This is a genomic window from Variovorax sp. 3319, from assembly GCF_031456585.1.
Classification (GTDB): domain Bacteria; phylum Pseudomonadota; class Gammaproteobacteria; order Burkholderiales; family Burkholderiaceae_C; genus Variovorax; species Variovorax paradoxus_P.
In genome coordinates this window covers 364,408-378,679 of the sequence record NZ_JAVDUZ010000004.1, presented here as the reverse complement: position 1 = coordinate 378,679, position 14,272 = coordinate 364,408, and the positions used below count along the sequence as shown (strand labels likewise).

Annotated in this window: 14 protein-coding genes; 2 read left to right on the top strand and 12 right to left on the bottom strand. The window is 66.4% G+C overall.

Annotation, left to right across the window (positions count from 1 at the left end; all coding sequences use genetic code 11):
* Positions 1-124 precede the first annotated feature (124 nt).
* A complete protein-coding gene (locus J2X67_RS11235) occupies positions 125-601 on the top strand; it encodes a type VI secretion system tube protein Hcp (RefSeq protein WP_309953037.1) in 477 nt (158 codons plus the stop codon).
* A gap of 11 nt (positions 602-612) precedes the next feature.
* The gene (locus tag J2X67_RS11230) at positions 613-1,626 is read left to right on the top strand and encodes a hypothetical protein (RefSeq protein ID WP_309953035.1); all 1,014 of its coding nucleotides are present in this window, start codon (positions 613-615) and stop codon (positions 1,624-1,626) included.
* Positions 1,627-1,648: 22 nt separating this feature from the next.
* On the opposite strand, the gene J2X67_RS11225 is transcribed toward J2X67_RS11230, so the two are convergent.
* From J2X67_RS11225 to J2X67_RS11170, 12 genes are all read right to left on the bottom strand, one after another.
* Positions 1,649-2,443 carry a serine/threonine-protein phosphatase gene (locus J2X67_RS11225; RefSeq protein WP_309953034.1) on the bottom strand — a complete coding sequence of 265 codons (795 nt, stop codon included), beginning with the start codon at positions 2,441-2,443 and terminating at the stop codon, positions 1,649-1,651.
* A 34-nt stretch (positions 2,444-2,477) separates the two neighbouring features.
* Positions 2,478-4,184, bottom strand: coding sequence for a type VI secretion system-associated FHA domain protein TagH (gene tagH, locus J2X67_RS11220; protein WP_309953032.1), 1,707 nt, complete (start codon positions 4,182-4,184; stop codon positions 2,478-2,480).
* 132 nt (positions 4,185-4,316) lie between these two features.
* On the bottom strand, positions 4,317-5,570 hold the full coding sequence (locus J2X67_RS11215) for a TIGR02270 family protein (RefSeq protein WP_309953031.1): 1,254 nt from the start codon (positions 5,568-5,570) through the stop codon (positions 4,317-4,319).
* Positions 5,571-5,582: 12 nt separating this feature from the next.
* A complete protein-coding gene (locus J2X67_RS11210; RefSeq protein WP_309953030.1) occupies positions 5,583-6,293 on the bottom strand; it encodes a hypothetical protein in 711 nt (236 codons plus the stop codon).
* Positions 6,265-7,179, bottom strand: a complete 915-nt coding sequence (locus J2X67_RS11205; protein ID WP_309953029.1) for a type VI immunity family protein — start codon at positions 7,177-7,179, stop codon at positions 6,265-6,267. Before J2X67_RS11205 ends, J2X67_RS11210 begins: the two co-directional genes overlap by 29 nt.
* Before the next feature lie 13 nt (positions 7,180-7,192).
* Positions 7,193-8,113 carry a DUF4150 domain-containing protein gene (locus tag J2X67_RS11200; protein WP_309953028.1) on the bottom strand — a complete coding sequence of 307 codons (921 nt, stop codon included), beginning with the start codon at positions 8,111-8,113 and terminating at the stop codon, positions 7,193-7,195.
* A gap of 3 nt (positions 8,114-8,116) precedes the next feature.
* Positions 8,117-9,184 carry a hypothetical protein gene (locus J2X67_RS11195; RefSeq protein WP_309953027.1) on the bottom strand — a complete coding sequence of 356 codons (1,068 nt, stop codon included), beginning with the start codon at positions 9,182-9,184 and terminating at the stop codon, positions 8,117-8,119.
* 2 nt (positions 9,185-9,186) lie between these two features.
* Positions 9,187-10,239: a DUF2169 domain-containing protein gene (locus J2X67_RS11190; protein WP_309953026.1), complete on the bottom strand. Its 1,053-nt coding sequence runs from the start codon at positions 10,237-10,239 to the stop codon at positions 9,187-9,189.
* 13 nt (positions 10,240-10,252) lie between these two features.
* Complete coding sequence (locus tag J2X67_RS11185) at positions 10,253-10,744, bottom strand: DUF6484 domain-containing protein (RefSeq protein WP_309953025.1); 492 nt, start codon at positions 10,742-10,744, stop codon at positions 10,253-10,255.
* 3 nt (positions 10,745-10,747) lie between these two features.
* Positions 10,748-13,093 carry a type VI secretion system tip protein TssI/VgrG gene (locus J2X67_RS11180; protein WP_309953023.1) on the bottom strand — a complete coding sequence of 782 codons (2,346 nt, stop codon included), beginning with the start codon at positions 13,091-13,093 and terminating at the stop codon, positions 10,748-10,750.
* A 70-nt stretch (positions 13,094-13,163) separates the two neighbouring features.
* Positions 13,164-13,559 carry a DUF4150 domain-containing protein gene (locus J2X67_RS11175; RefSeq protein ID WP_309953022.1) on the bottom strand — a complete coding sequence of 132 codons (396 nt, stop codon included), beginning with the start codon at positions 13,557-13,559 and terminating at the stop codon, positions 13,164-13,166.
* Between the two features lie 11 nt (positions 13,560-13,570).
* Positions 13,571-14,236 carry a DUF3540 domain-containing protein gene (locus J2X67_RS11170; RefSeq protein ID WP_309953021.1) on the bottom strand — a complete coding sequence of 222 codons (666 nt, stop codon included), beginning with the start codon at positions 14,234-14,236 and terminating at the stop codon, positions 13,571-13,573.
* Between the last annotated feature and the right edge of the window lie 36 nt (positions 14,237-14,272).

Genomic DNA, 14,272 nt, shown 5'->3' with positions numbered 1-14,272 from the left:
GTTCTAGAAGCAGCCGGCCAGGAGCCTCACCGCAACTCCTACCGGCATGAATCGAGGCCCCGCCTCGAAGCAGATTTTCATCAACCCGGCCATCTCATCAAACTGGCCACCAAGGAGAACCGACATGAGCATCGATTGCCATTTGAAGCTGGACGGCGTGAAGGGCGAATCCGCCCACAAGGACCACAAGGACGAGATCCCGCTGTTCAACTGGAGCTGGGGCGTGCACAACGCGTCGTGCACCGTGGGCGGCGGCTCGGCCGTCGGCAAGGGCACCCCGGGCATGCTGAGCTGCTCGAAGAAGTACGACAGCGCCTCGCCCACGCTGGCCAAGTTCTGCGCCAACGGCAAGCACTTCGACACCGCCACGCTCACCATGGCCAAGTCGGGCGAAGGCCAGCAGACCTTCATGACCGTCAAGCTGAAGGAGGTGTACATCTCCGACGTGAACATCAGCGCATCGCAAGGCGGCGACGTGCACGAGAACGTGTCCATCTCGTACGGCGACATCGAATTTGCCTACAAGCCGCAGAAGCCCGACGGCAGCATGGGAGGCGACATCAAGTTCGGCTGGGACACCCGCAGCACCGAAACCCGCTGAGAAGAAAAGAGATGGTGCTTTCCATTGCCCGCTCAGTCGGCTTCGGGGGCGCCAACCTCCAGCAGGACGTCAGGTGCATCCAGGACCTGCTCAACCTGGTTCCCGGGCCGCGCGGCGGCCCGATGCCTCTCCTGGAATGCGACGGCCTTTGCGGGCCGTTCACCATCGGTGCGATCCGCCAGTTCCAGAAGACTGCGGCCGTGCCGGTGGTCGACGGCCGCATCGACCCCATGGGCGCCACGCTCAAGGCCATCGAGCAGTTGCTGAAGAGCCTGGGCATCACGCCGGGCGCAGTGCCCGTGATTGCGGGCATGAGCCCCGTGCGCGCAGCCATCGTGGCCATGGCGCATTCGATGGTGGGCAGCGTGTCTGACCAATTCAGCGAAACCCGGCTTCCGCTGCCCGAAGGCGCCACCTCGCCCGCGCAGGTGCGGCGCGGCTGGCGCAACCTGCAGTCGTTTTTCGACGATGCGACCACGCCGGCTCCCAACTGGACCATTCCGCGCAACTTTCGCGGTGTGTGGGGCAAGCAGCACAAGGTTCCCAAGGCGCTCGGCGACCCGAACGACGGCATGCCCAACGACCAGGGCACCACCACGGGCGGCACCGACTGGTGCGGCATCTTCACCACCTGGGTGTGGCGCCGTGTCGGGCTCAACGTCATGTGGAACCCGACGGGCACCGTCAAGTTCAACATCTCCGGCGAGGCGGGCCGCATCGACGTGGCGCGCTCCGGCCAGCTGGACCCGAAGACAAAGAAGTTGCAGGTGATTGCGCCGCGTCCGGGCGATGTGTGCGGACTTTTCGGCACCCTGGCCCACCACCTGATCGTTGTGAGCGAACCGGTCAATGGCGTTTTCCAGACCGTGAACGGGAACTCCGATTTCCAGGGCATCGTTGTGAAGCCTCACAACGTCAAGGCAGTGTTCTCGCTTTTTTCGCCGCACGACGACATCGTGCCCACCTTGGTTCCTCCACGCGGCACTTCGCTGGTGATGCCGCCGGGCGGCTGGCCTTCGTTCTGACAGCGGCCGCCTCGGCCGCGCGTTATTCGCCCACGGGCGATTCGGGCCCCGGCTCCAGGAGCCGCGTCGCGTCGGCGTCTTCATCGATCACCCATAGCGTGAGCGCCGTGTAGTTGTCGTGGCCTGGCTTGGCGTGCGCCCTGATCTGCGCATCGAGCAGCTCGGTCCACTGGCTGGGGGTTCGCGATGCATGCAGCGTGTCGATCAGGCACTCGTCGCCCAGCGGCTCCCACACCCCGTCACTGCACAGCAGCAGCACGTCGCCGGCCACCAGGCGCATGCGGTCCGACACGGTAATGTCGGGCGCCTCTTCCACCGAGCCGAGCGCCGACAGCAGCATGTTGCGCTGCGGATGCAGGCGCGCGCCCTCCTCGTCGAGCATGCCGCCTGCCACCATCTGCTGCACCAGGCTGTGATCGGTGGTGCGCGCCACCACGGCGCCGCCGCGAAACAGGTAGGCCCGGCTGTCGCCGCTGTGCACCCAGGCGAGCGCCTGCGTCTCCAGGTCGATGGCGGCAAACACCACCGTAGAGCGCATGCCGGCCAGCTTGCCGCCTTCGGACTGGCGCGCAACCACGTCCAGGTTGGCCTGCTCGACCAGCGCACGCAGGGTGGCTTCGTCCAGGCCGGGTGCGGCCGAAAAGCCGCCCAGCATGCTGCTGCGCGCAGTGGCGGCGGCCACGTCTCCGCCGCCGTGGCCGCCCGCACCGTCGGCCACCAGGCAGGCGACGTAGCGCTCGTCGTGCCAGTGGCCGTGCACGTCTTCGTTGTAGTTGCGGCCGCCCTGGCGGGACAGCGTGACAATTTCGATTTCCAAGCGCGGTGCCTTTTGCTTTGTGTCGGGGGTTCGGCTAGCTGCCGGACGGCGCGTCGGACTTCAGGCGCGCCATCTGTTCTTCGTAGGCCTCCAGGAAGGCCTTGCCGAAGAGGTTGTGGAAATCGTCCTCGGCCTCGCTCGCAATGCCGCCGTAGAGCGCCACGAACTGGTCCCAGAGCTTGGCCTTGCGGTTGGCGCTGAAGAGTGCGTCCAGCGCCGACCTGGCGCTGATCTTCTTCTCGAGCTCGTCGGGCTCGAACCGCGCAATGACGTGCGCCAGCGCCGCGCGCATGCCCACCATCACGCCGAACTGGTGCGCGCGCAGGTCGTTGAAGGCATCGCGCATTGCGGCCTCCGGCGGCATGAAGCCGCGCACACCGGGCCCCAGCAGGTGCGCAAGCGCCACCTCCACCGTGGGCGAGAACTTGAGCGGGTTGTTGGCCTGAGAGGCGATCATCGTCACCTCTGCCCGCACCTCGCGCTTGAACTCCTGGCGCGTGAGGAGCAGCTGCAGAGTGCCTTCGGTGGCACTGCGAAGAATGGTGCCGATGCGCTCCATGAGGCCGGGCGTGAGCATCTCCGGCGGCTGGTGGGTGCTGGCCAGGCCGCGCAGGAAGGCTGCGAGCAATTCGTCGTCGGAGGCGCTGCGCTGCACGGCGGGCGCCGCGGGCGCCGCAGCTTTGGCGACCGGTGCCGGCGCGGGTTGCGCCCGGGCAACTTGCGGTGAGGCCGGCAAAGGCGGCACCAGCGGTTCGATCGGATCGTCGAGCAGCGAAACCTCGGGCCCGCTGATACGGATCGGCTGGCCCGTGATGTCGTCGAACTGCGGCAGCTCCGGCTTGGGCCGCGGCGCTTCGATTGCCCGGGGCGGCGTAAAGCCGAACTGGTCGATGGGCAGGTGATCGGCACGCGGTACCGGCGAGGCAGGCGCCGCACGCTGCAGCGCCGCCAGCGGATCGGCATCGGACGCCGTGTTGGGCTGCAGGAGCGGATCCGCCAGCGGAGAAAGCGCGAGCGGATCGCCGCCGATGCCGCCACCGCCTCCCATGCCGCCGAACAGCTCGTCGATGCCGGCCGCCTTGCCGCCCGCGGGCGGTGCGCCAAGATCGGAAAAATCGTCGAGCGCACCAAGCCCGCCCGCAGGTGCCGGCGAAGAAGGCGTGGGCCCCAGCAGGTTGGCGAACGGATCGATCTGCGCAGCCTGCGCATTGCGCGAGCCGTCTTGCATCGGATCGGCGAACAACAGCGAATCGGCAGGCGCCGGCGAAGCCGAGGGCGATGCCTTGGCCGCGGGTGCCGGTGCTGCCGGCGGCGCAAGGCCCGCCAGCAAGTCGGCAAAAGGATCGTCGCTCGACGTTGATGCCACGGATGCCGCTACGGGGGCTTTCATCACCGTGTTCGGCACCGCCAGCGAAGGCGCGGCAGCGCCGGCCATCGCGCGCACGCGAAGCTCGAAGCTGCCCACCACCAGTTGCGTTCCATCGGTGAGCGGTGCTTCCTTGCCCGAGCCCAGCGGCACGCCGTTGCACTGCATCGGATTGCTGCCCCTGTCGATCACGAAGTACTGGCCGTCGCGGCACAGCACCTGCGCATGCACGCGCGACACGGTGCGGTCGGGGTCGTCGAGCACCAGCGTGTTGGTGTCCGCACGTCCGATGGTGCCCCCGTTGGGGCCGAAATCGGCGGCAATGGCCTGCCCCGCCGGGGCGCCTTGCCGGGTGATGACAGCGATATGAATCATGAATCGGCCCCCGGGGCTGCGCCCGAACATGGCTCGCGCAAGCACGAGCCCAAAAACTCAGAAGGAGTATTCATTCCGGGGGGCCGCTTGGCAATCTCGCCTTAAGAGGTATGCCTTTGTTGCAGCGGCGCTTCAGGCCACGCTGTCGAGCCAGCGCCGCTGCCGCCACGCGGGCGCGCTGGTGGCAAACAACGGCGCGCGCGGCTCCAGCAGGCACAGGTGCAGCGCAGCCGCCACGCGCTGCCGCTGGAAACCTTCGCGCAGCACCTTCGTGCAACCGTCGAGCGAGACCGGTTGCCCCATGAAGAGCCGCACGCCGGGTGCGAAGCGCGCACCATTCTTCGCCCACCAGGCGCGAACCTTTTCTACGTCGGGCCAGGGCAGCGCAATGTCTTCGGGGAGCTCGACGTTCTCGTCGTCGGGGTCGTCGGTGGGGCCGTCCTCGAAACCGTCGGGCGGCATGGTTTCCATCTGCTCCAGGTTGAAGTCGACGCCCGTGATGGTGACAAACGCTTCGGCCGCAATGCGCGCGACGGCCGGCTGCGTCATCTGCTCGATGAGCCAGGGCACATACCGCGCGTCGCCGATGAAGCCCGAGCCGATGATGCGAAGGCGCTGCACTTCGGGCAGGCTGCCGCTCTCGAGGAGGAGTTCGTGGCCCGACACGACCTCGACCGCCTGCAGCGCCAGCTGGAAGGCGCGCGGCTGGCGCGGCCCGCTCTTCAGCGCAAAAGCCGCAAGCGCGTCCAGCGCCTGCGCCCGGTCGCCAAGCAGCACTGCCGCCCATGCAGCCCAGAAGCGCAACTCGGGCTTGGCCTCGCCGAGCAGCGCCAGGGCCTGGGGCAACAGGTCGGCGCGGCCCAGTTCGCCGGCCGCACGCAGCACGCGGACGCGCACGCTGTCGGGCGCATCCATGAGCAATTGACCGAAGGGCGCCCCCGGGTCGCGCCGATGCAATGCGCAGGCGGCAACGCCAAGTTTTCGCGCGAGCGGCGAGGCGTCTTCGAGCAACGCCTTGACGCGCCCGCCGAGCTGCTCGGGCTCGACCCAGCCGACGGCGGACATCAAACCGGGCACGACTTCGGGCAGGTCCTTGGCGCGCTCGACCAGGTCGTCGAAGCGGCTATCGACTGCTTCGATGGCGAGCACTGCGGCGACGAAGAAGTCTTCGGGGCCTTCGTTGTCGGTCAATGCGAGTGCATGCTGCCAGCCTTCTTCGCCGGCAACGCGCAAGCCGTCGATGTGGGCGGCAAGCCGTTCGTCCAGGTCGGCAAACTGCTGGGGCGAATAGTTGGGCGCGTGAACCGCGCTTGCGCGCTGCAGCCAGAGGAAGGAGGCTTCGTCTGCGTGTTCGGCGACGATGAGAGGCAGCGTTTCAGCGTCCACGGAAAAGGCTCCTTACTCGAAATGCAATCGCACGATGGGCAGCTTCTGGTGCCAGGCGCAGCACAGATTGACGATGAGATCCCACGCTTCGGCGTCGGCCTTGTCCCAGATCCATTCGTGATAGTGGATCGTGCGCGGATCGTTGAACATCGCCTGCGCGCCGCTGACTTCCACTGCCTCGTCGGGATCATTGGGGTAGGCAAGCGACAACGCGTCCCACAGCGCAAGGGTTTCGAGCAGGCCCTGCCGGAGTTCGGGCGGCACCGGCTGCGAAAATTCGATCTCGACCAACAACGCGTAGTTGCCGCCCATGTCCTCTGGAAACTCGACTTCGAAGGGCGGCTCTTCCGGAGCGGCCGGACGCACGCCTCTCTCGCGGAGCAAGTCAAGCTCGCGCTGGCCCAGCATGGCACGCGCCGCACGAATAAAGACCTCGTGTTGGCGGCAATCCGCGAGCATGCCACCCAGCACATCCAGGGCGGTAACGGGAAGATCCTCGACTTGCAGCCGCGCCTGCACAGACGCACCAACGGCACGAAGCTCGACCGGGGCAGAGGAGAGTCGCCTCCCTGGAAAGAAAAACCCGGCGTCGATCGCATCAAGAAAGACGCGAATGCGCCGCTCGACGAGCGCGGCCGATCCTTCGGGGCCGTGCTCCAGCGCGGCCTGCAGCAGAAGCTGGCCGCTGTAACGCTCAGACGAAGAAACGTCGAAGCCAGTCATACGCATCCTCTTCGGACATCGCATCGATCAGCAGCTCATCCAGAGCTTCGTCGGTCGCTCGCACGGGTCCGACGAGCCGACCCACGGCATGGTAGGCCGGCAACAAATCCTTGCGGTTCACGTCACCCAGTTTCGGTGCTTCACCCGCGCGAAGAATCACCCCACCCTGGCCAAGCGGAAGCACCGATACCTCTGCAGCGGCGCTGCTCGCCAACGCATCGCTTCCGCCCAGGGCAGCCACCAGCTCAGCACCGAGGAACGTGAGCCAGTTGACCGCAACCACACCTCGATCGACCGCATTCGACAAGCAGACCGCGTCGCCATAGCCAAGGCCCGGATGACGACGATGCAACGGGCCCGCCCAGGCGAGAACCTTTTCCTCAAGCGCCGTATCGGTCTCTTCCCAGACGAGGGAGTATCCGCAGTAGCCGCTGCCAAGCTGCAGTTCTGCCAAGGCGGTCTGCGCCAAGCTGACCAGTTGCTCCGGCTCGTCCCCCCATTCGACGGGCAAGATCATTCGAAGTATGAAGCGCGGCGGCTCGAAGACGCCTGCGAGCGTCATGTCCACGGCCGGCGGACACACATCGCGAGCGGTTCCGCCGCTGTGCGCACGAAAACTGAGCATGTTGGCGGCCAGCAGGCGCGGGTCGGTGAACCAATGCGCCGGCCCCTCAAGCGCTTGCGCGTCAAAGGCGCGAAAGCGCTTCATGTCTCCGGTGCGATAGAAGCGCAGCTGCCCTCCGAAGTTGTGGGCGAAGTCATTCAGGAACCTCGCGAAACCTGCGCCACCGTTGTCCGGCACGCCATTGACAAATGCGACGATGTCGACGCATGGCATGGCCAGTACCTGGCCGTCCTTCGCGAGAGTGAATCGGTGCCATTCCATGGTTCTCGACCTTTCAGGAACAAATGCAGTGGTCCGCAGGCCTCAACTCAAAGACCTTCTTCTTTGTCTTGGGTGACATCTTCAGCATCTTCGTTTGATTGTCTGTCGGGCTGTCTCCCGGAAACTTGACCTCGATGATCTTGAATACGTCCTTCAGGACCACCTTTCCTTTTTCCACCAGCTTCTTCGATACCTTCTTGACACCGAGCAGCACGATGTCCCATCTGGCGCATCCCGCTCCCGTGCCGGTTGCCGCACCCCACTTGCCGATGAAGTCTCCCCCTACGAGATCCTGCGAAGCCTCGGTGATCAGCCCCGGTTGACTTCCCCGTTGCCCGCCCTTCTTGGGGTCCAGGACATTGCGCATCTCGTTCTGGAATTTTCTTGTCGACGGCTTCTGCTTCTTTTTGCTCTTTTTGGCCTTGCTCTTGGCTTTGGCATCTTTCTTTTTCTTCTTTTCCATCGCCTTGCAGGCCGCATCGCAGAGCTTGTCCGCCATGGTCTGGCCGACTTCGTCGATCAACGGCTGCTGCGCCACTCCGCCCAGATTGGCCGCGTTTTCCGAGTTGTGGAACATCTTGTCCGTAAGCCGGGCCGCGCTCTTGCCGTCCATCTTCACGTCGAAGGAATAAAGAATCCAGGTGGCCTCCTTCATGAAAGTGCTGGACTTCACCCCGCCGGCCACGCCCGCGTTGTCGCCGTTGGAAATGGCGAACTTCGAACCCTTGTTCGCAGCCATCGCCTTGTCGCCCTTGACGGTGGTGGTGCCGCTCGACAGCGTGATCGAGTTGGCGATGTTCGGGTAGGGAACCGGCACGGGACCGCCAGGGCTCGGCGTCTTGCAAACGTCGGGGATGGTCGCGGTGCTGATGCCGATGCTGAACTTGTGCACCAGCGTGAGACTGGTGCCGTTGACCCTGATGGTGAGCGGCATGGCTCAGCCTCTCAGCGGTTCGGCGCCGCGCACCAGCACCGCCCCGCGCTCGCCCGACTCGGAACTGCCCCACACCATCGACAGCGGTCCGTTGGCATAGCGCTTGCGGCTTGCGATGACGGCCAATGCCACGTGCAGCAGTGAACCCGCCGCACCCACGTCGCCCCAGCAATCGGCTGGCGCGACAAAGTCGGACGCTGCGCGAAAGTGCTCGCCGGTGCGCAGCGCGGCAAAACCGAACTCGTCGGCGCGGTAGGGCTCGCCGTTGAGATCGCAGAACACGTTGTGCACCTGTTCGCCGGACGCCAGGGCCTGCAGCGCGGCACGGAAGGCTTGGGTCAGGCCTTCACCGATGCACACCTCGTCGGTCTTGATGAGCCTGGACTCCATGCCGATGCCGACCGACACCAGCTCGCCCAGCGGCGCAATGCCGCACAGCTGCGCCAGACGGGGCGTGCCAAGCAGCACTGCGCCCGCTGCCTCGCCTGGGATGAAGCCCCAGGCATTGTTGAGCGGGCCGCCGCCATGGAGTTGATCGCAGGCTTCGATCCATTCGAGCGTCTCGGGTGCAAGGTACGAATCGGTGCCTGCCACCACGCACGCATCGAAGGCATCGCGCGCGCAACCGGCCTCGGCGGCCGCCATGGCCATGTGGCCCGCTGCATGGCCGACCTCGAAGCGCGCGATGCGGACGAATCGGTCGCCCATGCGCTCGCGAATGGCGGCCAGCACATCGTCGATCAGACCATCGGGTTGCCCGGGGCGGGGCGGCGGCAACGCCAGTGCAAGGCCGATGCGCGGAGACACCGCTCCGCCAAGCTTCGCCAAAGGTGCCAGCGCCTCCTCGATGGCCGGCAGCAGCAGCGCACCCAACCGCGCGGCTCCGTCAAGGCCAACGTCGAGCCAGGGTGCCCGCGCGATACGCATCGGCTCGCCGGCCGTATCGACCATGTACGGATGCTCGGAAAAGCCGCACACGCCGGCCCGCGCCGCGGCAGCGCTGGCCCATGCGTCGCGGCCTATAGGCGTGCTGGCACCGAGCCCGAGTATCTGCAACGCGGTGTCGGCCATGCTCAGGCCTCCGCCATCTGCCCGGACTCGGTCTCGCCCAGGCGCAGCAGCCGCTTTTCGACGATGCGTGTCTTCAGCAGCTTGTGAACCTTGGGGTGGCAAGGCAGCGCGCTGTGCCAGACCAGCGAAACACGCATTGCCGCTGGTTCGAGAATCACCGTGTGCAGCTTCGGCCGCTCATGCAGCACCTGCGTGTTGTCGGAGAAAAAGGTTTCAAGGCCCAGCGGCACGCGTGGCAACGTGAAGCGTATCTCTGGCTGCGGCGCCAGATGCACCAGTAGCACCGGCTCGTCGCCAATGAGAAACTGCGGCGCCTGCTGGTCCACAGGCGCGCACTGGTAGTGCCGGTCATCGAAGTCCGTCGGCAGCAACGGCAACCGATCGCGCTTCCATGCCTCGTCATACGTCCCGGCAAACCCCGCGCGCGGCTGCCAGTGGTTGCACAGTGGCCCGAACGCCGCGGGCTCGGGCCGGTCGCTGCACGAGCGCACGCATTGGTCGGGGTATTCGATGTTCGGCAGCCGCACGCCTTCCGCATGCGCGGCCTCCGTCACAAAGCCGGTGCCCACCGGGTTGCGCACGTCGAACTGCGGCAGCGGCGCATCGCGTGTCCATGGGTCGATGCCACCATATGCGCGCTCCCACACCAGCGGCATGGTGCTGAAGGGCTCGGGCTCCGACGGCGAACCGCCGAGCCACACGCGATCGCCGGTCACGCGCAGGCGCTTGGCGATGGGGCCTACGCGCAGGCCCACGTCGAGCTGCGTAACCGGCACGCCGCCGGGCGAGTGCGCATGGCCGATCAGCACCACGTCCGTGGTCTGCTTGGTGCGCACCAGGTCCATCTCGTAGAGCAGGCTCGGCTGGGGCGCGGGCTCGTCGACAAAGATGGGCGCCTGCGCAACCGGCGGCTGCTCGGCCGCGACGCTGGTCTCGCCGTCGGGCGAAATGTCGAAGCTGCATTTAACGGCCACGAGCCAGATCTCCGCGCCGTCGCGGTCGCGCACCCAGGTGCGTTCGGCGGCGTAGGGCGTGCGGTTGTCCAGCTGCCACATGGCGCATGCCTTTTCAGTTGATGCCCACGTAGGCACCTTTGACGCGGTTGGCGCCGCGCGAACGCGAAAGCACGTAGTTGCCGTTGATCAGCACCTTGCCCGCGCGCGTGAGCACGATGCTTGCGTCGCCGCAGCGCAGCTCGATGCGCTCGCGCGCCTGGAGCAGCACGCGCTCGCCGTCCGCGCTGGCCTGCACTTGCACAGCTTCGGCCGCCGGCGGTGCCTTGGCATGCGGCGGCTGAACGCGCCCCACGACAACGGGGTGCCGCACCTCGCCCTGTTCGAAGGCCACGACAACGGCCACGCCGACATCGCCGGGCGCCAGGCCTACCGTCGACAGCGCCTGGACCGGCGCCATGCCTTCGCCCAGCGTGACAAGAAAGTGCCCCTCCGCATCGAAGCCGGCAAAGGTGGCCAGCGCCACGCCCTGGCCCGACAGCTTCGACCAGGCGGCCACGCTGTGCAGCAGGCTGCGTGCGCTCTGGAGATCGGTGTGGTCTTCCACGGCTCAGTCCTCCCCCAGGTTGGAGCCCTTGATCTTGATCGAGCCTCCGGCCTTGAACGATGCGGTGCCGTCGGCCTTGATGGTGATCTTGGCGCCCTTGATGGTGATGCCGCTGGCGTTCATGACGATCTTGCTGCCGCCCGCCTTGAGCATGATGGTGGGTGCCTCGACCATGCAGATGGCTCCCGCCTTGATCTTTATCGGCCCCTTCGATGTTTCGGAAATCACCGCCGCCGACAGCTTGTGCGGCCCGCCGACGGTGATGGACTGCAACGCACCCACGCTCACCTTCTGCAGTCCGCCGACGCTCACCATCTGTGCGCCGCCCACGCTCACAGTCTGCACACCGCCCACGTTGATGGCCTCGCCGGCACCCACACTGTGCATGCGCCCCGCGCCCACGGTATGCGCCTCGGCGATGGAAATGGTGGTGGTCTGCACGCCGTTCACGGTGTGGCTGCGCCCGCCGTTGATCGTCACGGTTTCGCCGCTGTTCACGGTTTCGGTGCGGTGGCCGCCAATGGTGATGGTCTCGGTGCCGCCCACCTTCTCCTCGCGGTTCGAGCCGACTGAAATGCTCTGGTTGGCGCCGATGCTCTGCTTCTGATTGCTGCCCACGGTTTCCGTGTCGTCGACATCTACGGCGTCGGTGCGGTTGTTGTGCACGGTGGTGGTCTGGTCGTGCTCCACCGTGGTGTTCATGTCGTACTGGCCGTGGATGGTCACCTTCTCCTTGCCCGCGGTGTCGTCCATCGACAGTTCGTTGTAGCCCTTGCCCTTGTGCGTGTTCGACTTGATGCCGCTCACCACGGCGCCGCCCGGCAGGCCGAAGGGCGCCATCGATTCGCCGTTGTAGAAGCGCCCGACGATGATGGGCTGATCGGGGTCGCCGTCCAGAAAGTCGACCACCACCTCCTGGCCGATGCGCGGAATGCTGACCGCGCCCCAGCCCTTGCCGGCCCAGGGATGCGACACGCGCACCCAGCATGAGCTGTTCTCGTCGTTCTTGCCGTAGCGGTCCCAGTGAAACTGCACCTTCACGCGGCCGTGCTCCTCGGTCCATATCTGCTCGCCGCTGCGGCCCGTGACGATGGCGCTCTGCGGCCCCGGCATGGTGACGCGCGGTGTCAGGCGCGGCGGGCGCCACGGGGTGTTCAGCGGCACCAGCGTCAGCAGAAAGCTGCTGCTCGCGCGCTGGCCGCTGCGCAGCGCAGGTGTCTCGGCAATCAGGTCAGCCACCAGTTCGTGCAGCCCGGCGTTGACCGGGTCGTCGGCCAGCGCATCGTGCAGCACGGCGTCGATCGGGCGCGGGCTCTCCAAAATGTCCGCGCCTTCGTAGCCCGGATGGCTTGCAACGAAGGTGCAGGCCGCAATCAGGTAGTCGCCGTCGTGCTTGCCCTCGGGGTCGCCCTTGAAGGCAAAGCTGCGCCCGGCCGTCACGTCGGGCCAGCCGGTCAGTGCCCAGTGGCGCTGCCGGCGGCCTATGAGTTCGTCCAGCCGCAGTTGGGCCAGGTTGTCGGTGTCGTCGCCCGAGGCGTAGCCGCCCGGGAACTCGAACACCTCCAGGTCGGACAGTTCATGCGTGTCGGGGTCTCCCTTGTCCGCGAACAGCTGCTTGCTGATGACCTTGAAGTCGCGGTCGCGCGATGCGAACTTGCCCGACTCGAACTGCCGCGAGCTGATCCACCGCGTGATCTCGTTGAAGCGCCCTTCCGATGCGTCGCGCTCCACATGGTGCAGCGTGTCGGCAACGGGCAGCTTCTCGTGTGCCAGCGTGCTGGTGTCCGAAAGATGCAGCGTGCCGGGCGCATCGTGCGCGTCGAACCAGTAGTAGATGCCTTCTTCTTCCAGGACGCGCGACAGGAACTGGTAGTCGCTCTCCCGGTATTGCACGCAGTAGCCGTGGGGCGCATGCGGGCCGACCACGCCGCCCGACTTGATCTTCTTCAGGCTCCCGACGGGGCTGTCGTCCAGCACCGCGTCGATCACTTCCAGCACCGGCTTGTTCTGCAGGATGCGCGCGTTGACGCGCTTGCTCAGCAGCCAGAACCACGAGCGCAGGCTGATGCGGTATTCGACGAAGCGGCCGCTGCGTCCCACGCGCGTAAAGCGCACCGCATGCCCCTGGCAGTGCCGCTTGTGGGCGCCGCCATCGGCATCGGCAAACTCGATGGCCACGTCGAAAGAGCGGCCCAGCACGTCGGCAGGCTCGATGCTTTCGTTGTCGGTGAGCACGGTGAGCTCGTAGGCCGACGGGCGCGCCAGCACCTCGTGTCCCACGATGCGCCAGAACATGAGCTTGTCGACGACGGGCGAGTCGCCCTGGATGCTGAACGTGTGATCGGTCATGCTTCCCATCCCTTTTTACGTTCTCCCTCCCTCCCGAACCTCGCCGCCGCTGTTCCGGCGGGCTCTGCGCCTAAGGCGACAGCAGCAGCACAAGCGCCTGGCTCGGCACAAGCCGCACGCCCGGGCAATTGGTGCTGTTTTGCAGCGACATGCTGGTCATTCGCGTGGCCGGCATGCCGTTGAGCAGCACGGTGAACGCACCGGTCACATGCCGCGACGGTCCCATGACGGTGCCCGAGGCCACGCCCATGTTCACGCCCGTGTTGTCCCCGTTGGTCATGGGAATGGTGGTTGCCAGGTTGTGCGCGGGCATGCACATGAAAAGAATCGTCGGGCAGTTCGGAACGGCCATCGGCCCCATGGCGATGTTGGGGTACGGAATGGGCACCGGGCCCGCCGGCGTGGGCGTCAGGCACACGTCGGGAAAGCCCATGTCGGTGCCCATCATCTGGCAGTTGGCAAACATGGCGGCTCCCGTCAGCCGAAGTGGATCTGCGCGCCGCGCGCCTTGACCAGCTGCTCGCCTTCCACCAGCGTGTGCTCGCCATGGATCTGCAGCAGCTGGCGCGCCTGCAGCTCCATGTGTCCGGCCTGGGTGCGGTCCAGGCCGTCGGTGCTGCGCATGTATTGCTTGCTGTGGTGGTGCACCCGGTCGAACAACGTGGACAGCGCGGCGCCAATCGCCTTGACCGTGCCGCCCACCAGGTTGAGGCGCTCGCCCATTGCGTCGGCCTGCTCGCAGCTCAGGCGCACCTGGGGTGCGGCCAGCTGCAGAAGCTCTTGCGCGTTGGCGCTGACGGTGGGTGCGCTCAGTTCGAGCTTGCCCTGGCTTTGCAGCACGACGTCCTGTGCGCCGCTGCGCTCCAGCACCGCCATTACCCAGCATTGGCGCTGGTCGTCGAGCAGGCACGCGACAACGTCGCCCGCCTGCACCGCCACCAGGCAACTGAAGGCCTGCCGCGCGCCGACCTCGTGCGCGGCTTCGTTGTCGATGCGCAGCCGAATTTGTCCCGTGCCGGACGCGGCAAGCACGACGGCACGATGCCAGCCGGCTTGCGCCGCAGCGGGCGCGTCGGGTTGCTTGCCCGGCTTGCCGGGCTTGTGTGGAGCCCTGGTGCGGCGTTCGGTAACGGTAGCGGTCATGGATGGCCTCGTAGGTGAATGGCGTTCGTCGCTCGG

Bases quoted from the DNA above. Each gene is read 5' to 3' on its own strand.
- J2X67_RS11235 (WP_309953037.1), top strand. From the start codon at position 125: ATGAGCATCGATTGCCATTTGAAGCTGGACGGCGTGAAGGGCGAATCC.
- J2X67_RS11230 (WP_309953035.1), top strand. From the start codon at position 613: ATGGTGCTTTCCATTGCCCGCTCAGTCGGCTTCGGGGGCGCCAACCTC.
- tagH (WP_309953032.1), bottom strand. From the start codon at position 4,184: ATGATTCATATCGCTGTCATCACCCGGCAAGGCGCCCCGGCGGGGCAG.
- J2X67_RS11210 (WP_309953030.1), bottom strand. From the start codon at position 6,293: ATGACTGGCTTCGACGTTTCTTCGTCTGAGCGTTACAGCGGCCAGCTT.
- J2X67_RS11205 (WP_309953029.1), bottom strand. From the start codon at position 7,179: ATGGAATGGCACCGATTCACTCTCGCGAAGGACGGCCAGGTACTGGCC.
- J2X67_RS11200 (WP_309953028.1), bottom strand. From the start codon at position 8,113: ATGCCGCTCACCATCAGGGTCAACGGCACCAGTCTCACGCTGGTGCAC.
- J2X67_RS11195 (WP_309953027.1), bottom strand. From the start codon at position 9,184: ATGGCCGACACCGCGTTGCAGATACTCGGGCTCGGTGCCAGCACGCCT.
- J2X67_RS11190 (WP_309953026.1), bottom strand. From the start codon at position 10,239: ATGTGGCAGCTGGACAACCGCACGCCCTACGCCGCCGAACGCACCTGG.
- J2X67_RS11180 (WP_309953023.1), bottom strand. From the start codon at position 13,093: ATGACCGATCACACGTTCAGCATCCAGGGCGACTCGCCCGTCGTCGAC.
- J2X67_RS11175 (WP_309953022.1), bottom strand. From the start codon at position 13,559: ATGTTTGCCAACTGCCAGATGATGGGCACCGACATGGGCTTTCCCGAC.
- J2X67_RS11170 (WP_309953021.1), bottom strand. From the start codon at position 14,236: ATGACCGCTACCGTTACCGAACGCCGCACCAGGGCTCCACACAAGCCC.